The sequence below is a fragment of the Micromonospora sp. NPDC023888 genome, assembly GCF_040639415.1.
Classification (GTDB): Bacteria; Actinomycetota; Actinomycetes; order Mycobacteriales; family Micromonosporaceae; genus Micromonospora.
Window position 1 is genome coordinate 1 of the sequence record NZ_JBEZZW010000007.1, and the last position, 17,704, is coordinate 17,704.

The 17,704-nt window shown below is 73.2% G+C and carries 16 protein-coding genes; 8 read left to right on the forward strand and 8 right to left on the reverse strand.

All coding sequences use genetic code 11. The features are described 5' to 3' along the window. The first annotated feature begins 218 nt into the window (after nucleotides 1–218). Nucleotides 219–1,151 (forward strand): alpha/beta hydrolase, encoded by a 933-nt coding sequence (locus AB0F61_RS08060; protein ID WP_357805059.1) that lies wholly within the window; start codon nucleotides 219–221, stop codon nucleotides 1,149–1,151. A 4-nt stretch (nucleotides 1,152–1,155) separates the two neighbouring features. On the opposite strand, the gene AB0F61_RS08065 is transcribed toward AB0F61_RS08060, so the two are convergent. Together AB0F61_RS08065 and AB0F61_RS08070 are read right to left on the reverse strand one after the other, a co-directional pair. Further along, nucleotides 1,156–1,521, reverse strand: coding sequence for a hypothetical protein (locus AB0F61_RS08065; protein ID WP_357805062.1), 366 nt, complete (start codon nucleotides 1,519–1,521; stop codon nucleotides 1,156–1,158). Beyond that, entirely contained in the window at nucleotides 1,518–4,394 is a 2,877-nt protein-coding gene (locus AB0F61_RS08070) for an SseB family protein (protein ID WP_357805065.1), read from the reverse strand. Before AB0F61_RS08070 ends, AB0F61_RS08065 begins: the two co-directional genes overlap by 4 nt. 152 nt (nucleotides 4,395–4,546) lie before the next feature. Between AB0F61_RS08070 and mycP the strand changes: the two genes are divergently transcribed. Then, nucleotides 4,547–5,770 (forward strand): type VII secretion-associated serine protease mycosin, encoded by a 1,224-nt coding sequence (gene mycP / locus AB0F61_RS08075; RefSeq protein WP_357805068.1) that lies wholly within the window; start codon nucleotides 4,547–4,549, stop codon nucleotides 5,768–5,770. Nucleotides 5,771–5,852: 82 nt separating this feature from the next. Here mycP and AB0F61_RS08080 read toward each other — a convergent pair whose 3' ends face one another. Both AB0F61_RS08080 and AB0F61_RS08085 read right to left on the reverse strand, forming a co-directional pair. Continuing rightward, nucleotides 5,853–6,146 carry a WXG100 family type VII secretion target gene (locus AB0F61_RS08080; RefSeq protein WP_357805071.1) on the reverse strand — a complete coding sequence of 98 codons (294 nt, stop codon included), beginning with the start codon at nucleotides 6,144–6,146 and terminating at the stop codon, nucleotides 5,853–5,855. 22 nt (nucleotides 6,147–6,168) lie between these two features. After that, entirely contained in the window at nucleotides 6,169–6,489 is a 321-nt protein-coding gene (locus AB0F61_RS08085) for a WXG100 family type VII secretion target (RefSeq protein ID WP_357805074.1), read from the reverse strand. 437 nt (nucleotides 6,490–6,926) lie between these two features. On the opposite strand from AB0F61_RS08085, the gene eccE reads away from it, so the two are divergent. From eccE to rarD, 4 genes are all read left to right on the forward strand, one after another. After that, the gene (gene eccE / locus AB0F61_RS08090; RefSeq protein ID WP_357805891.1) at nucleotides 6,927–8,693 is read left to right on the forward strand and encodes a type VII secretion protein EccE; all 1,767 of its coding nucleotides are present in this window, start codon (nucleotides 6,927–6,929) and stop codon (nucleotides 8,691–8,693) included. 60 nt (nucleotides 8,694–8,753) lie between these two features. Then, nucleotides 8,754–9,140 carry a phage holin family protein gene (locus AB0F61_RS08095; RefSeq protein ID WP_357805077.1) on the forward strand — a complete coding sequence of 129 codons (387 nt, stop codon included), beginning with the start codon at nucleotides 8,754–8,756 and terminating at the stop codon, nucleotides 9,138–9,140. Nucleotides 9,141–9,256: 116 nt separating this feature from the next. Beyond that, entirely contained in the window at nucleotides 9,257–9,754 is a 498-nt protein-coding gene (locus AB0F61_RS08100) for a GNAT family N-acetyltransferase (protein ID WP_357805080.1), read from the forward strand. Continuing rightward, nucleotides 9,751–10,659, forward strand: coding sequence for an EamA family transporter RarD (rarD, locus tag AB0F61_RS08105; RefSeq protein WP_357805082.1), 909 nt, complete (start codon nucleotides 9,751–9,753; stop codon nucleotides 10,657–10,659). The genes AB0F61_RS08100 and rarD overlap by 4 nt, the downstream gene beginning before the upstream one ends. A gap of 40 nt (nucleotides 10,660–10,699) precedes the next feature. Here rarD and AB0F61_RS08110 read toward each other — a convergent pair whose 3' ends face one another. Next, on the reverse strand, nucleotides 10,700–11,416 hold the full coding sequence (locus AB0F61_RS08110; protein ID WP_357805085.1) for a zf-HC2 domain-containing protein: 717 nt from the start codon (nucleotides 11,414–11,416) through the stop codon (nucleotides 10,700–10,702). After that, nucleotides 11,413–11,907, reverse strand: a complete 495-nt coding sequence (locus AB0F61_RS08115) for a sigma-70 family RNA polymerase sigma factor (RefSeq protein WP_357252026.1) — start codon at nucleotides 11,905–11,907, stop codon at nucleotides 11,413–11,415. Before AB0F61_RS08115 ends, AB0F61_RS08110 begins: the two co-directional genes overlap by 4 nt. A 247-nt stretch (nucleotides 11,908–12,154) precedes the next feature. Between AB0F61_RS08115 and AB0F61_RS08120 the strand changes: the two genes are divergently transcribed. Further along, a complete protein-coding gene (locus tag AB0F61_RS08120; protein WP_357805088.1) occupies nucleotides 12,155–14,269 on the forward strand; it encodes a PhoX family phosphatase in 2,115 nt (704 codons plus the stop codon). A 113-nt stretch (nucleotides 14,270–14,382) separates the two neighbouring features. Here AB0F61_RS08120 and AB0F61_RS08125 read toward each other — a convergent pair whose 3' ends face one another. After that, the gene (locus AB0F61_RS08125; RefSeq protein ID WP_357805091.1) at nucleotides 14,383–15,165 is read right to left on the reverse strand and encodes an IclR family transcriptional regulator C-terminal domain-containing protein; all 783 of its coding nucleotides are present in this window, start codon (nucleotides 15,163–15,165) and stop codon (nucleotides 14,383–14,385) included. A 154-nt stretch (nucleotides 15,166–15,319) separates the two neighbouring features. Between AB0F61_RS08125 and AB0F61_RS08130 the strand changes: the two genes are divergently transcribed. Beyond that, nucleotides 15,320–16,558: an MFS transporter gene (locus AB0F61_RS08130; protein WP_357805094.1), complete on the forward strand. Its 1,239-nt coding sequence runs from the start codon at nucleotides 15,320–15,322 to the stop codon at nucleotides 16,556–16,558. Between the two features lie 21 nt (nucleotides 16,559–16,579). On the opposite strand, the gene AB0F61_RS08135 is transcribed toward AB0F61_RS08130, so the two are convergent. Then, complete coding sequence (locus AB0F61_RS08135) at nucleotides 16,580–17,665, reverse strand: polyprenyl synthetase family protein (protein WP_357805097.1); 1,086 nt, start codon at nucleotides 17,663–17,665, stop codon at nucleotides 16,580–16,582. Nucleotides 17,666–17,704 lie beyond the last annotated feature (39 nt).

Sequence of the window (17,704 nt, forward strand, 5' to 3'; positions counted from 1 at the left end):
GCGCCGGGCCAGGTCGTGCAGGGTCAACGTGCTGGCGGAGAAGAGCTCGTCGCCGCCGATCCCCTGGAGGTGACGCCGGGAGCCCGTACCTGCCCGGGCGCCGCCCTTTGTCCAGCCGCACCGTGAACCCTCGTTCCGGTAGGGGACAACCCGGGCTTCTCCCTGTTCAACGCGACCACCAGGGCCGCCTGCGCCAACCTGGTCCTAGGCTGTCTGCCATGACCGACCAGCGCGGCGGAGTCGTCGACGAGTCCCGTGTCCTCACCGAGGGGCCGTGGACGCACCGTTTCGTCGGCGCCAACGGCACCCGGTTCCACGTGGTCGAGGCGGGCACCGGGCCGATGGTGCTCTTCCTGCACGGCTTTCCCGAGCACTGGTGGGCGTGGCACCAGATGCTCCCGGCGGTCGCCGACGCCGGCTTCCGGGCGGTCGCCGTCGACCTGCGCGGCTACGGCGCCAGCGACAAACCACCCCGGGGGTACGACGGCTACACCCTCGCGGCCGACATCGCCGGGTTGATCCGTGCGCTCGGTGAGCGGTCGACGACGATCGTCGGCAGCGGCGTCGGCGGCATGGTGGGCTGGACGGTGGCCTCCTTCCACCCGCCGCTGGTGCGCCGGCTCGTGGTGTTGGGGGCACCACACCCGCTGCGACTGCGCGCCGGCATCTTCGCCGACCCACGCGGGCAGTTCGCCGCCTCCACCCCCGCGCTGAAGTTCCAACTACCCCGCTACGAGCACGTACTGACCCGGGACGGCGCGGCGGCCGTCGGCGAGATCCTGCGCCGCTGGGGCGGGCCACGCTGGGTCGCCGGGCCGGACTTCGAGGCGTACGCCGAGCGGTGCCGGGAGGCGATGTGCATCCCACAGGCCGCGTTCTGCGCGTTGGAGGGTTACCGCTGGGCGTTCCGCTCGCTGCTGCGGCTGCACGGCTACCGGTTCGTCCGCCTCATGCAGAAGCCGCTGTCCACCCCCACCCTGCAACTGCACGGCGCGCTTGACCCCGCCTCCCTGCCGCGTACCGCCCTGGGTTCCGGCCGCTACGTCGTCGCCCCCTACGAGTGGCGGCTGCTCGACGGGGTGGGGCACTTTCCGCACCTGGAGGCACCGGAGCTGGTGCTCGGCGAGATCCTGCGCTGGGCCAAGAGCTGACCGCTCAGACCCGCTGCTCCCGCAGGTCGGTGACCTCGGAGGCCGGCGCCCACCCCTGGTAGACGCCGAAGTCGAAGACTTCCAGCCGCATCGCCTCAGCCACCGGCCAACGGCCACCCGTGTATTCCACCCGCAACCAGGCGTCGTGCTCGCCGAGCACGATGAACGGCTGCCCCTGCCACGTGCAGGTGGTCCGCACGTACGCCAGGTCCTCGATCTCGCTCGCCGGCAGCACCCGGACGTACCGGCCGGCGCGGACCTCCTCGAAGCCCTCGCCCGGCTCGCGTTGGTAGAGGCGGATGTTGTCGCCGTCCGGGCTGGCCTGGTATTCCCGGCCCTGCCACCGGGCCACGTAACCGTCGCGCATCACGCCTCACCAACCCGTCGCCAGACCACCGTGTCGGTGTCCAGTTCGGCGACCACCCGCTCGGTGCCGTCCGCGCCGATCCGCCAGAGCTGCGTGCCGTGTGGGAGGCGCGCGCTGTCCACCTTGAACTCCGCCACCACGTCGCTGCTCTCGCCCGGGGCGAAGCCGTTGCCCCGGAACGGGGGACGCTCGATGACCCAGCCCTCCATGGCCCGCATCGCCGGCTCGTTCTGACCGCCGTACGGAATCCGGTAGAGGCTCGGCCGGTGCGCCGGCCAGCGCAGCACGTAGATCTCCTCGGCGTCCCGGGCGAACGGCGAACCGGGATAGCTGAGGCCGAGCGCGTCGTGCACCTGCGCGGGAGTGGTCAGGTGGGCCAGCTCACCGGCCCGGTGCACGAAGCCGGAGACCCGGTCGTACCCGCGATCCAGGTAGTAGGCGAGTTGGCTGGGCGCGACCGCCTTCTGCATGACAGTCGGTCGGGCCGGGTCGACCGCCGCCGGGGCGTAGCGGGGACGGGCGGTGGGCTCCGCCACGGCCGGCGCCTCCACCGGGTCCACCTCCAGGTCGTCACCGAGCCCCACCTCGGCGGCCCAGTTCGCCAACGCGACGATCTGCTCCCCGGGCAGCTTGGCACCGACCGGGGTGCCCGGGTTGACGGCGAACGACCAGTCCTCGTCCGGCCACCGCCGGATCAACTGGGCGAACTTCACGCCGACGGTGGTCACGTCGCCCTCGACGTGGTCGGCGAGGCGCTCCGGTGACGTGTAGACCACCACGTACGTCTCGCCGTCGAGCTGCGCCGTCCGCCAGACGAAACCCGGATCACCGGGGCGGCTGCCCGGCAGCGATTCCGGTGCCGCCGGTAGCAGCACCCGGGCCAGCAGCAGGGTGGACAGGAACGTGTCGGTGCTGCCGGCACCGGCGGCACCGAGGAGGTCCTCCTCGACGGTGTTCGCCGGCTCGAACTCGACAGCTGCCGGTCCGTCGGCGGGGGGCGGCTGCCCGGAGTCGTCCGCGACAGCGCTGTCGACCCGATCCGCGCCGGTCCCGACGACCGACGAGCCGTCGAAGTCGGTGCGATCGCCACTGGCCGGGACGCCACCGCGGTCAGCGGTGTGCCCGCGGCCCGTGCCGGCACCGCCCAGGCCGTCCGCAGTGTGACCGCCGTCCACCGGCCCGCTGGCGGGCGGCGCCGAAGGGATCGGACCGGGGTCGGACGACGCGGGGCCGGACGGGCGGGGACCGAAGGACGACGGACTGAACAGGTCCGGACCGGAGGGCGCCGGGTCGAACGGTCGCGGGGCGGCCTCGGCGGGGCGGGGCTGCCGGGGCGCGTCGAACCCGCCGCTGACCCCGACCGGGTCGGTGAGGTCGCGGGACTCGATGATGGTGCCCTCGATGACGATGGGCGTGAAGCCGCGGCGCGGCGCGGGCGGGCCGGAGACCGGTTCCGCGACGGATGCCGGCAGCTCCTCCACCGGCTCGAATCGGCTCGGCCGGTCGCGCGGGATCGCCTGGGTCTGCTCCGCCGACGGGCTGGGCCGCTCCGGCGCCCGGGTCGGCAGCGGCTCACCCGTCATCCGAAAGGCGCGGGTCGGCTCCTCAGCCACCGGACCGGGCCGGCGCGGCGGCAACGGCTGCGTGATCTCCTCGCCCGGTGCCGGCGCGCGTACCCCCCGGGACGCACCGAGGTCGCTGGTCGGGGGCCGCAGCGGCCGGGTGGCGTCCGGATCCGTCATCGGAAAGGCGCGGGCCGCGGTCTCCTCGGCCGGCGCGTCGGCCGGGCGGCGACGTGGGAAGGGCTGGCTGCCTCGCCCGAATCGGGTCGGTGGGGCCGCTCGGTCAGCGGAGCGCCCCCCACCCGGCATCGGGTCCGACGCCCGTTCCCGGGCGGTGGTGGGTTCGAAGAAGGAACGCCGAGCGGCCTGGGGACCGCCGTTGCCGTTACCCGCCGCCAGGCCGTCGGTGTCGCTCGGTCGATTCGCTGCCGGCCAGCCCACGCCCGGTCCGGGGGCATCGGCGGGACGGTCGGCGGGCGCCAATGGTGTGAACCGGGATGGCCGGCCGGTGCGGGGCAGGGCTCCGGCGCCCGACGCGCCGGGTCGGGGCGAGTCACTCGGGTACCGCTGACCGGTGGCGGGCAGGTCCTCCTCGCCAGGTCGGCGGGACGGCTCGACGGGGCCGGTTGTCCGCGCCGCCGGGCCGGGCGCCGAGGGTGCGCCGGCCGCTCGGGGCGTCGGGCCCCACGCGGCCCTCCGGGGCGGGACCGGGGCGGGCGGCACCGGGGCGGGCGGAGTCGGAGCAGGCGGGGCCGGAGCAGGCGGAGCCGTGGTGGGCGGGGCCGGGACAGGGCCGGAGTGCGTCGTACCCGTCGTGGGAGGCGACCCGGCAGCCGGCGCGGCGTCCCGACCGGGCGCGCCGGTGCGGGTGCGGGCCAGGGTCTCCGCCCGCTCCAGCCGAGCGCGGGCGCCCATGGCGCGGCCGGGCAGGCGCACGTCGCCGCGGGAGAGTTGAGACACGAACCAGGCCGGCAGGTAGCCCTCGACCGGCAGACCCGGGTTGACGGCGAGCCACCACTCCGGGTTGGGCCAGCCGACCGCGAGGTCGGCGAAGGGAACGCGTCGGTTGGTGCCGGAGTGCTCGCCGAGGCAGACCCGCAGTGCGGCGGCGGACGTGAAGGCGAGCACGTGCGTCCGGCCACCTGTTGTCCAGGTGCCCCACCCGGGGGGTGCCTGACCGGGCTGGGCCGGCGCGGAGACCGGCAGCAGCAGGTCGGTGCGGGACAGAAGTCGGAAGTAGAGCTCCTGGTCGTTGGCGCGCAGCGCGTCGCGCATCGCCACCTCGGCCTCCGTGGCCGGCTCCCATGCGGTCACGGCCACCTCCCCTTCCGAGAACAGGCCACAGGTATCGCGTACAACCTACAAGGTGGTACCAAGATCACAATGGCTGGTAGGCGGCGGCCAACCGGGGCGCGGGCGAGGCGATAACATCCCGTCCCGGAGCCGACACGATACGGAGGCTGTCGATGTCCCGATCGATCACGCGCCCGGTCCTCGCAGGTCTGGCCGCGAGCCTGCTGACCGTACCGGCCCTCCCGAGCGCCCCCGCCACCGCCAGGCTCCGGACGGCACCGGCGTGCGCGACCCCACTCGCCCCGGCCCGACCGGTCACGGCCACACCCTGGCCACAGCAACGGTACGACCCGACCCGCCTCGCACCCCTGACCACCGGCGCCGGGGTGACCGTCGCGGTGGTCGACTCCGGGGTGGACCGGGTGCACCCCCAGCTTGCCGGGCGCGTGCTGGCCGGCACCGATCTGCTCGACCCCGGCGGTGACGGCAGTCAGGACTGCGCCGGGCACGGCACCGGTGTGGCGAGCATCATCGCGGCGACCCCCCAGCCCGGAGTCGCCTTCCGCGGTCTGGCGCCGGGTGCCCGGATCATGCCGGTGCGGGTGAGCGAGCAGCAGGTGGTCCAGGGGCGGGAGTCGGGGCGTACGGTCAGCGCCGACGAGTTCGCCCAGGCCATCCGGTGGGCCGTCGACCACGACGCCGACGTGGTGAACCTGTCGGTCGTGTTGTACGCGGACGACCCGGAGGTCCGTTCGGCCGTGCGGTACGCGATCGACCGGGACGTGGTGCTGGTGGCCGCCGCCGGCAACCTGCACGACGGCGGGGATCCCCGGCCGTTTCCCGCCGCCTACGACGGGGTGCTCGGCGTGGGGGCGATCGGCGCGGACGGCGGTCGGGCGGCCTTCTCGCAGACCGGATCGTACGTGGACCTGGTCGCACCGGGCAGTGAGGTGCTGACCGCCGCACCCGGGTCGGGCCATCATCAGGTCGAGGGCACCAGCTACGCCGCGCCGTTCGTGGCCGCCACCGCCGCGTTGCTGCGCGAGTACCGGCCCGAGTTGACCGCGGCCCAGGTGGCGGAACGGATCATCGCCACCGCCGATCCGGCTCCCGACGCGGGCCACGGCGGCGGGTACGGCGCCGGCGTGCTGAACCCGTACCGGGCGGTCATCGAGACCAGCGGCAGCCGTGCCGCCGGCCCCCGACCGGCCGCCGTGCTCGCCGCCGACCGGGCCGACCCGGCGCTGCTGGCCCGCCAGGCCCGCCGGGCGACCGCGCAGAGACGCGCCCTGCTGGTCAGCGCGGCGGTTGGCACGATGACGGCCACCGTGGCGCTGCTCGCCTTGGTGGTGCCCCGTGGCGCCCGACGACGCTGGCGCCCGGCCGACCCAGCCTGAGGCCGACAGACCGCCCGGACCGAGAACCCGCGGCGGCCGGGCGGCTGACCGGGACACGGTCAGCGCTCCCGAGCCGCCGCGCTCACTGGAACAGCCCGGTGTTCTTCTTTTCGGTGTCCAGGTAGTCGGTGGCCGAGTCGTGCACCGCCACCTTGATGTCCCGCAGCATCGCCTGGAGATCCTGCGAGGCGGACCGCCACCGCGTCTGCCGCTGCTCGTAGGCCTGACGGGCCTCGCCCGTCCAACTCGCCACCAGCGGGGCGGCGTCCCGTTCGAGTTGGCCGAGCTGCGAGTCGAGCGTGTTCAGCGCCTTCTGGATGTCCGCGCCGGCCTGCTGGAGCGCGGCGAAGTTGACGACCAGCACACCATGGTCCATCGGATTTCCCTCCCGAGCGGGATCAGAGCGGCAGTTGGATGCCGCCGCGATTGGTGCCGGCAACCCGGCTTGCCACCTCGTCGTCGGAGGCGTCGTACTGCCGGCCGGCGGTGCGGATCGCCCCGGCGGTCTCCCGCAGCGCCCGGTGCAGCGCCGCCTGGTCCTGTGACCACTGCTGCTTGACCTGCTCGAATGACCGGCCGCCAGCACCACGCCAGGCCTGCTGCAACACCTGCAACTCGGCCAGCAGGCCGGTCAGCATGGACTGCAACGACTGGTCTACCTGCTCGAACTTCGCGGCGGTCTGCTGCATCACCGCGGCTTCTGCCTGGGTCTGGGACACCCGGACGTCACCTCGTCTCCCTGATCGAACCTTGGCCCTCGACGCGCCCGCCCTGTGAACGCGTCGTTCGCTTGGCCCGGTCGTCGAGCACTGAGACGCGGGTCAGCGATGACTTCGTGGCTGACGGTAGCGGCCTCGTTGCGGTTCTGCTACCCCCCATGTCTCCCCTGTGGACAACCATGCGAGCCATCGGTCGCTTACGATGTGCCGCAGCCACGTCGCGGCGTGTGACGGGCCGTCGCAGGGCGGCCCGGCCGCCCGACCCGGTCCACACTGGTCGAGGAGGCGCGGTGCCCGCGATCACCACCGGAGGGCCGCACCCGGCGACCCCGGTCGCCTCCGGGCCGAGCGCCGTCCCGCGAGCACCCGGGTCGGGTCGGGCCGATGCGGTCGGCCTGGATCCGACCGGCCCGCGCACCCCCCGTCGCCGGTCACCCCTGGCCCGCCGGGCCTGGTCCGATCGGCGGTCCGGCACGGCGGTACGGGCCGGTCAACTGGTAACCGCGCAGGTCGCGGCGGCACTCGTCCTCACCGCCCTCGGCCGGCCCGCACCTGTCGTCGTCGCGGCCGTGCTGCTGGCCGTGCTGCTGCTGGCGGCCGCCGGGGTCCGGTTCCGGGGCCGGTGGCTCTTCGAGTGGCTCGGCACCGCGGTCGGGCACCTGACCCGACGTCGGGCGCTCGCCGGGCCGGCCGGAGCGGCCGACCTGCTCGACCTGGTCGCTCCCGGCACCGTCGTCCGCTCGACGGAGCTGACCGGCGGCCCGGCCGCCGTTCTGGAGGACACCGCGGGCATGGTGGCGCTACTGGAGCTCGGCGACCCCGGTGACCTGCTCGGCGACGTGTCCCGGGCGATCCCCGCACCAGCCGCGTTGCTGCCCCCGGCCGGTCCGGACGTGCCCCCGCTCCGGGTTCAACTGCTGCTCGCCGGGTCGCCGGCACCGGTGCCGGCCGCGGGTGGCACCGCCGGCACGTCGTACCGGCAGCTCACCGACGGACGGCTCGCCGGGCGGGAGCGGGCGGTGGTGGCGATCCGGGTGCTGCGGGTGGACGGCTGGTCGGAGGAGGACCTGCGCCGCGTACTCGCCGGCACGGTACGTCGCGTCGTCCGCCGGTTCGGATCGCTGACCGCGCGGCCACTCGGCGTGCCCGCGGCCCTGCGCGTCCTGGCCGAGCTGGCCCACCACGACGGCCAGCCGGTGCGGGAGTCCTGGCCGGCACTGCGCTGCGGCACCCTGGTGCAGGCCACCTTCCGGCTGGTCCAGTGGCCGGAGGCGGGCGCCACGGGTGGGCGGCGGCTGGTGCCCCGGATGCTCGCGCTGCCGGCGACCGCGACGACTGTGTCGATCACCGCGGGTCCGTCGCCGAGCACCGGGACCGGCCCGCCGCCCACCGAGCTGACCGTACGGCTGGCCGCCACGACGGCGACCGAGCTGACCGCGGCCACCAAGGCGCTGCACCGCCTGGTGACCGACCAGGGCGGGGAGCTGCGCCGCCTCGACGGCGCCCACCTGCCCGGGCTGGCTGCCACGCTGCCGTTGGCGTTGACCACACCCGGGGCCCGGCCCCGCGTCGCGATGGACGACTGGGAGCTGACCCTGGGCGACGCGGGGATGATGGTCGGCACGAACCGGCACGGCAGGGCCGTCACCGTGCGACTCTTCCGGCCGGAGAGCACCCGGGTGCTACTGGTCGGCGGGGTACGCGCGGCCCAGTTGGTGGCCCTGCGCGCACTCGCCCTGGGCGCGCTCGTGGTGGTGCAGACCGCACGGCCGCGCGCCTGGGAGCCGTTCGTCCGGGGGGTGGGCGCGCCGGGCGGGACGATTCCGCTGCTCCCGACCGGTCGACCGGTCGCCGACGGGGTGGGCACCGCCCTGCGTCCGTTACTGCTGGTCGTCGACGCCGGGCCGGTGCCGGCCGAGGCCGAGCCGGGTCCGCCGTGGCGGGCCACGCTTGTCGTACGGGACGAGTTGACCGCTGCCGACGTCGACTCGTTGAGCCGCGCCGACCTCGCGTTGCTGCAACCGCTCGACGACAGCGAGGCCGCGCTGGCCGGCGCCGCCCTGGGGCTGGGCGGCTCCGCCGAGTGGCTGACCCGGATCCGGGACGACATGGTCGCCGTGGTCAACCGGCGGGCGCTGCGCTGGGCGCTGCTCTCCCCCACGCCGATCGAGTCACAACTGATCGGGCCGCCGGGGCGCGGCTGAACCACCCGCATGGTCAACTGCGGGTTACGCCGGTGCGAGGTCCGTGGCACGATCCCCGCCATGGGTTTTCTGAAAGGTCTGCTGATTCGGCTGGCCAGCACAGCGCTGGCATTCTGGCTGGCCACACTCCTCATTCCGGGCATCTCACTGGAGTCGGACTCCGCCGGCGAGACGATCACCACGCTGCTCCTGGTGGCGGTGATCTTCGGCGTGGTCAACGCGGTCCTCCAGCCGGTCATCAAGACCGTCGGCTGTGGCTTCTACCTGCTGACCCTGGGTCTCATCGCGCTTGTGGTGAACGGGCTGCTGTTCCTGCTCACCAGTTGGATCGCCGACCAGGCGGGGCTGCCGTTCACGGTGGACGGTTTCTGGCCGGCCGCAGTGCTCGGTGCCCTGTTCGTGAGCATCGTGACCTGGATCCTCGGCGCCGTCCTCGACCGGGACTGACCGTCTGCGGGCCAGCACCGATCCGGTTCGCCGAGGGCTGCCACCACGGCCGGCCAATGACCAGGATCTGGGAATTGGCCGGTCGGGCCGGGCACCCCGGCGGCTAGCGTCGCAGCGTGTTCTCGCTGACTCGCACCGACGGTCACCTGCTCAGCACCGACCCCGCCCGACTCGATCTGGCATTGGTGCATCTCTGGTTGTCCACCGACGCGTACTGGGCGCTCGGTCGGGACCGGGAGACCACGGCACGGGCGTTCGCCGGCTCGCTGCCGTTCGGCGTCTACCGCCCCGAGGACGACCGGCAGGTGGCGGTGGCCCGGGTGGTCACCGATGGCGCCACCTTCGCGTGGCTCTGCGACGTGTACGTCGACCGCGCCGCCCGGGGCCGCGGGTTGGGCGGTTGGCTGACCGGTGCCATCCGCGACCACCTGGACGACCTCGGCGTACGCCGGATCCTGCTGGCCACGAACGACGCGCACCAGGTGTACGCGAAGGTGGGCTTCACGGCGTTGGACGTGCCGGAGCGGTGGATGCAGCTCGATCGACGCACTCCGGTGACGCCGCTCACTGGAAAGGAGCAAAACGACAGTACGCCCCTTACGGTGGAGCGGTGACGCCACTCCGCCTGGGATACCTCTACGGCTTCGGCGCGTATCTGCTCTGGGGCTTCTTTCCGCTCTACTTCAAACTGTTGCGGCCGGCCGGGCCACTTGAGGTACTGGCCCACCGGGTCGTCTGGTCGGTGGTCTTCGTGGCCCTGCTGCTTGCGGCGCTGCGCAACATCGGCTTCCTGCGGGCCCTTGTGCGACGTCCCTGGGCGGTGGCCGGGATCGTCGCCGCCGCCGCGCTGATCGCCGTCAACTGGGGCACCTACATCTACGGGGTCAACTCCGACCGGGTGGTCGAGACCGCGCTCGGCTACTTCATCAATCCGCTGGTCGTGGTGCTGCTCGGGGTGACAGTGCTGCGGGAGCGGCTCCGCCCGGCACAGTGGCTGGCGCTGGGAATCGGCGCGTCAGCGGTCGTGGTGCTCACCGTGGACTACGGCCGGCTGCCCTGGTTGGCGTTGACGCTGGCGTTCAGTTTCGCGGGCTACGGCCTGGTCAAGAAGCGGCTCGGCCTGCCGGCGGCGGAAGGCCTCTTCGTCGAGTCGGCGGTGCTGGCCCTGCCGGCGTTGGGTTACCTGGCCTGGCTCACCAGCCGCGGCCAGTCCACGTTCGGCCACGTCTCGGCCGGGCACACCGCGCTGCTGGTGCTTGCCGGCGCGGCCACGGCGATCCCGCTGCTCCTGTTCGCCGGGGCGACCAACCGGCTACCCCTGAGCGGTCTCGGCATGATCCAGTATCTGGCGCCGATCCTCCAGCTCGGCTGCGGCGTGCTGATCTTCCACGAGCCGATGCCGCCGGCCCGCCTCGCCGGTTTCGCGCTGGTCTGGCTCGCCCTCATCGTCTTCACCGCCGATGTCGTGCGCAGCTCCCGCCGAACCCGAACCCCCAGGCAACCCGCCCTGGTCCCCTGACCCTCCCGCACCCTCGTCCCCGGACGGCGGGTGGGGTCTCTCAGGGGACCGCGTAGGTGAGGATGGGCGTGCCGTCGGCTCGCTGAAGTTCGACGCTGACCAGCTCGGCGTCGGTGAAGCGGGTGACGCCGGTGACGCTGAGGTCGTCGCCGGGGGCCGCCAGCCAGGAGCCGATCTGTTCGCTGGCGCCGCTGGGGCCGCGCGCCACCAGCCGGAACGGGTATGCCTTGCTGTAGCTCGTCCGCGCGTCGTACCCGCAGCGCATGGTCACCCGGGTACCCCACTTGGTGCCGATGAGCCCGATGTCCGCGTGCACCGGCCCGGTGCTGGCCACCGGACGCATGGCGACCATCGACACCTGCGGCGCCGGTGTGCTGCCCTGGGCGACCGGAGGGCCGGACGGGTCGGGTCGGGGCAGCACCACGGCGGTGCCCACACCGACAAGCAGGGCCAGCCCGGCGGCGGCCAGGGTGGTCAACGCGTACCGTCGCCGGTCCGTGGCGCGTTCCCGACGCCTGCGACGCCGGGCCTCCTCCAGCAACGCTGGCACCCGGGGCGGGGCCGGTGGCGGCAGGATCTGCTCCAACCCCGCCGGGTCGAGCCGCCCGAGCAACCCGGGCAGGACGGCGATCTCGGCGACCGCCTCGCGGCAGGACGCGCAGCCGCCGAGGTGCCGCTCGTAGGCCGCCCGCTCGGCGGGGGCCAGGGCACCCAGCACGTACGCGCCATCGTCGTGCGCGAACTCGCACCGGGTCATCCCGTCACTCCCATCTCAGCCAGGACCAACCGTAGGGACCGCAGCGCGTAGTGGGTGCGGGACTTCACGGTCCCCGGTGGCACGCCCAGACGGGACGCCGCCTCGGCCACCGACCGTCCCTGGTAGAAGCACTCGACAAGCACCTCCCGGTGGGTCGGGCTGAGCCGGTTGAGCGCCTCGGCGACGGTCCACGCCTCCACCGCCCGCTCGGCCTCGTCGATCACCTCGGGCGGTTCGGGAAGGTCGTCGGTGAAAACCTCGCCGACCCGGGTGGAACGCCGCCGCCAGGCGTCGATGGCCAGGTTGCGCGCGGTGGTGAAGAGCCACGACCGCACCGAACCGCGCTGCGGGTCGAGCGACTCCGGATGTCGCCAGGCCCGCAGCAGCGTCTCCTGCACCAGGTCCTCGGCTCGCTGCCGGTCGCCGTTGACCAGCCGCAGGGCATGCGCGTACAGCGCCTCCGCGTGCTCGTCGTGCAGCGCGCGCAGCAGTTGGGCGTCGTGGTCGCTGATGGCGGTCTCCCTCGCTTCCGGCGCGCGTCCGGCGTTGCGTTCGCTCGGAAATACGTGCTGTCACGCCGATCGGTTCAGCCCGAGGTCAGACCGGTTACGTGCGGTAGCCGCCCGCGAAGGTGTTCACGGCCGGTTCACATCGTGGCCGACGCCCGCTCACCGCGTCCTCCTAGCGTCCGCCTGGTACGCCGCCTGCCGTGCCACCGACTCCTCTGGAGGCTCCCCCATGAGCGACAGTCCCCGGCTGCTTCCGCTGCTGACCGGCAGCCGCCATGGCACCCGTGACGCCATGACCTGTCTGTACCGCTGCGGGAACGCCTGTGACCACCCGGTCCCGAACACCTCCGACAACGCGTACTTCGGTGACGTGGTGAACGCCGAGGTCTCGCGGCGCGGCGTGGTCCGGGCCGGCGCGGTCGGCGCACTGGTCCTCGGCTTCGGCGGCGCGGCTGCCGGTGCGGCGCCGGCCCTGGCGGCCCCCGCCACCCCGGACGTCCCGGAGGCCTTCGGTTTCGGCCGACCCGGCACCGGCGTCGGCAACGGGGCGCTCACCTTCAAGCCGATCCCACCGAACAAGCTGGACACCCTGGTCGTCCCGAACGGCTACGACCACGCCGTGGTGATCAGGTGGGGTGACCCGGTGCTGCCGGGTGCGCCCGAGTTCGACCTGCACCACCAGACCGCCGCGGCGCAGTCCAAGCAGTTCGGTTACAACAACGACTTCGTGGGCGTGCTGCCGCTGGACAAGCAGGGCCGGCGCGCACTGCTCGTGGTCAACCACGAGTACACGAACGAGGAGCTGATGTTCCCGGGCTTCCCCGGCCTGGACGGGCTCTCCTCCGAGCAGCTCCGCACCACCATGGCCGCGCACGGCATGTCGGTGGTGGAGGTGGAGCGGGTCGCGGGCACCGGGCAGTGGAAGCCTGTCGACACCGGCCGCCGACCGTACAACCGGCGGGTCACCGCGCTCAGCACCAAGTTCGACCTGACCGGCCCGGCCGCCGGCTCGGCCTGGCTGAAGACCGCCGCCGACCCCAAGGGTCGTACGGTCGTCGGCACGCTCAACAACTGCTCCGGTGGCGTGACCCCGTGGGGCACCGTGCTCTCCGGCGAGGAGAACTTCAACCAGTACTTCGTGGGCGCGGACGCCGCCCCGGCCGAGCTGAAGGCGAAGCTGGACCGCTACGGCATCACCACCGCGAGCCGCTACCCCAGCGGCAGCCGCAAGTGGGAGCGCGCCGACGAGCGCTTCGACCTGGCCCGGCACCCCAACGAGGCGCACCGGTTCGGCTGGGTCGTCGAGATCGACCCGTTCGACCCGGAGAGCCGCCCGCGCAAGCACACCGCGATGGGCCGGTTCAAGCACGAGGGCGCGAACGTGATCGTCGCGAAGGACGGTCACGTGGTCGCGTACATGGGCGACGACGAGCGGTTCGACTACCTCTACAAGTTCGTCTCGGACCAGAAGTTCCTGAACGGCAACTCCTGGGCCGCCCGCAAGCACAACCTGACCCTGCTGGAGTCCGGCACGCTCTACGTGGCGAAGCTCGACCAGACAAGCGCCGCCGAGATCGACGGCTCGGGTCAGCTCCCCACCGACGGCGCGTTCAACGGCCGGGGGCGCTGGATCAAGCTGGTCAGCGGCAACCGGTCGTTCGTCGACGGGATGACCGCCGCGGACGTGCTCACCTTCACCCGGCTGGCCGGCGACAAGGTCGGCGCGACCAAGATGGACCGCCCCGAGGACGTGGAGCCGAGCCAGCTCACCGGCAAGGTGTACGTGGCGCTCACCAACAACACCGACCGCGGTAAGGCCGGCAAGGCCGCGGCCGACGAGGCCAACCCGCGCAACGCCAACAAGCACGGGCAGATCCTGGAGCTGGTCGAGGACCGCAACGACAACACTGCGGAGACCTTCGCCTGGTCGCTGCCGATCGTCTGCGGCGACCCGACCGACCCGTCGACCTTCTTCGCCGGGTACGACAAGACCAGGGTCTCCCCGATCTCCTGCCCGGACAACGTCGCCTTCGACGCCACCGGCAACCTGTGGATCTCCACCGACGGCAACGCGCTGGGCAGCAACGACGGCCTGTTCGCCACGGCCGTCGAGGGCCCGGAGCGGGGTCACCTCAAGCAGTTCCTGACCGTGCCGCTCGGCGCGGAGACCTGCGGGCCGTTCATCACCGGCGACAACCGCTCGGTCTTCGTCGCCGTGCAGCACCCGGGTGAGATCACCGGCGCCTCGGTGGAGAACCCGGCCTCGAACTGGCCCGACGGCGACTACGCCAAGCCGGGCGTGGTGGTCACCTGGCGTCTCGACGGCGGCCCGGTGGGCAGCTGACGGTGCCGCTGCGGTCGGTGGACCGCTGAACGTCACTCACGGCGGGTCCGGCGCTGGACCGCCACGAGAGGCCCTCTCCCAGCCCGGGAGAGGGCCTCTCGCCGTCGGTGGGGTCAGGTGTCGGCGGCGATGCCGTCGGCGACGCTGCGGGCGACGGTGAGCAGTTTGGCGCGGACCACCCGGGCGGAGGTCATCATCTCGCTGGCCGGCAACGCGCAGGCCAGCACGACCCGGCGTTCCATGTCCTTGTCCGGCGCGACGAGCACCGCCGCACACGCCACCCCCTGGCGGAACTGCCCCATCTCCAGTTGCATGCCACGCCGGTCACCGGCGGCCAGGTCGGCCTCGAACGCCTCGGTGGTGGTGAGCGTGGCGCTGGTGAACGGGCGCATGCCGTACTCCCGCAGGTAGCGGTGGCGTTGATCGGCGGTCAGGGTGGCGAGCAGTGACTTGCCGAGAGCCGTCGCGTGCGCACCCTCGTCGAAGCCGGGGACCAGGTCCTCCAGGTAGGGCGAGCGGTGCCCCTCGGCGACCGCCGTGAGGGCCACCTGCCCGCCGACGAAGCGACCCAGGAAGTGGCTGTAGCCGGTGTCCAGAGCCGCCCGTCGCAGCGTCTCACCGACCACCGGCGGGCCGCGGAACGCCGTCACCAGCTCCCGGTAGCGGTCGGCCACCTCCAACCCCACGATGTACGTGCCGTCCTCGCGACGGATCACGTAGCCCTCGTAGGCGAGGGTGCGGACCAGGTGGTAGGTGGTCGCCACGGTCAGCTCGCACCGCCTGGCGATCTGCTTGACGGTCAGGCCTTTCGGGGCACGACCGACCGACTCCAACACCCGCAGCGCTCGGGACACGCTGCGGATCAGGTCCGAAGGTTCTGCCAAGGGGTCGCGCACAACCACCTCCGCCGCCGGGGACTTACACCATATGAAATACAGGCCCACTGCGAAATGCCTGTTCGGGTGGAGGATGCCAGATCATCACCCACAGCGTGTACCCCGGTGGTCACCAAGAGTGGCCCGAGCAGGGTTCACGTAACTTTGCCGGACGATGATTAACACCGTCTCCACCTCCGACCCGACCATCGCCCGACCCCACCCGGTCCGGGCCAGCGCCGGCGCAGTCGTCACCACCGTGGCCTGCGTACTGCCCGTCTTCCTGCTCGGCGGTCTCGCCGTGCAGATGGGCACCGACCTCGGCTTCTCCCCGGCCGGCCTCGGCCTGGCCGTGGCCGTCTACTTCGGGATCAGCGCGCTGGCCTCGGTACCCTCCGGCCGGCTGGTCGAGCGGTACGGGCCGGCCCTGGTAGCCCGCTGCGGCATCGCGCTGGCCGCCGGGTCGATGCTGGCCGTGGCCGCCTTCGCCCGGTCGTACCCCATGCTTGTCGGCCTGCTGGCGCTCAGCGCCGCCGCGAACGCGCTCGGCCAGTTGGCAAGCAACGCGGCGCTGGCCCAGCACGTGCCGGCCCGACGACAGGGGTTGTCGTTCGGCGTCAAGCAGGCCGCCATCCCCGCCTCCACCCTGCTGGCCGGGGCGGCGGTGCCCACCTTCGCGCTCACCGTCGGCTGGCGCTGGGCGTTCGTGGCCGCCGCCGTGGCCGCGCTGACCACGCTCCCCGCCGTACCCCGGCAGTTGCCCGGCCCGGCGCGGCGGGCCGGCGCGTCCGGCGCGGGTCGGGCCACTGTGGCGCTCGTGGTGATCGGCGCGGCGGCGACGTTGGCCGCGGCCGCCGCCAACACGCTCGGCACCTTCCTTGTGGACTCCGCTGCGGCTCGGGGCCTCTCGCCCGGCCTCGCCGGCCTCACCCTGACCCTGGGCGGCACGGTCTGCATGGTGGCCCGGGTGGGCGCCGGCTGGTTCGCCGACCGGCGCGACACAGGCCACGTAGCCCTCATCGCCGCGATGCTCGTCGTCGGCGCGGCCGGGCTGACCCTGCTCGCGTTGACCGGCTCGGTGCCGCTGGTGGCCGGCGTGGTGCTCGGCTTCGGCCTGGGTTGGGCCTGGCCCGGCCTGATGAACTTCGCGGTGGTCCGGCTCCACCCGCAGTCACCGGCCACCGCCACCTCGATCACCCAGACCGGGGTGTACGCGGGCGGCTGTCTCGGCCCGCTGAGCCTCGGCCCACTCGCCGCCCACTTCGGCTACCCCGCCATGTGGACCACGGCGGCGGTGGCGATGCTGCTCGCCGCCGCCCTCATGCTCGTCGGCAGTCGCCTGTTGACAGCGGCCCGCCCCGAGCACCGTGGTGGTGACACGGCGGCCCGGACACCCGGCGAGGTGCCGCGATAGCGTCCGGGCGGGATGGGTGGGTCAGCCGGTGCGGTCGGCGATGTAGTCGCAGAGCGATTCGAGCGCCCGGCGGGACGGGCCCTGCGGAAGCGGACCCAGGCGCGCGCGGGCGTCCTCGGCGTAACTACGAACGGTCTCCCGGGCGCGCTTGAGCGCCGGGCTCTCCCGCAGGAGCCCCAACGCCTCCGCGTGCAGCGCGTCGTCGGTGAGCGGGCCGGTCGCCAGGATCTCCCGCAGCCGCACCGAGGACGCGTCGGCGTCGTCCGCCGCGCGAGCGTAGAGCACCGGCAGGGTCGGGACACCCTCGCGCAGGTCCGTGCCGGGCGTCTTGCCCGACTGACCCGACTCGGAGGCGATGTCCAGCAGGTCGTCGGAGAGCTGGAAGGCGACGCCGATCGTCTCGCCGTACCCGGCGAGGGCATCCACGTGCTCCGCGGGGGCGCCACCGAACATCCCGCCGAACCGGGCCGACGTGGCGATGAGCGAGCCGGTCTTCTCGGCGATCACGTGCAGGTAGTGGGTCACCGGATCGTCGCCGACGCGCGGGCCGACGGTCTCCGCGATCTGACCGTGCACCAGCCGGGCGAAGGTACGGGCCTGCAACCGGACCGCCTCCGGGCCCAGATCGGCGGCGATGTCCGCCGCCCGGGCGAAGAGGTAGTCGCCGACCAGGATGGCGACCGAGTTGGTCCAGCGGGAGTTGGCGCTCGGCGCGCCCCGACGGACGGCAGCCTCGTCCATCACGTCGTCGTGGTAGAGGGTGGCGAGGTGGGTGAGCTCCATCACCACGGCGGCCGGGACCACCTGCGCGCCGCTGGGGTCACCGAACTGGGCGCCGAGCGCCACCAGCAGCGGCCGGAAACGCTTCCCGCCGGCTTCCAGAAGGTGCCGGGCCGCTTCGGTGACGAACGGGTCGGCGCTTGCCACACTGGCCCGCAGCTCGACCTCGACCGTGTCCAGCACACCGAGCACGGACGCCTCGACGCGAGGATCGGCAAGGTGGAGGCCGAGCGCGCCGAACTGACTCGTGCTCGCCCGACCCCGCCGACCGCCGGAGCCGGAGGAACCTGAACGCTCGCCCGCCGGATTCACCACGCCATCAACCATGCCACACCCGTTCTACCTGCTCCGGGTCGGGGATACGCA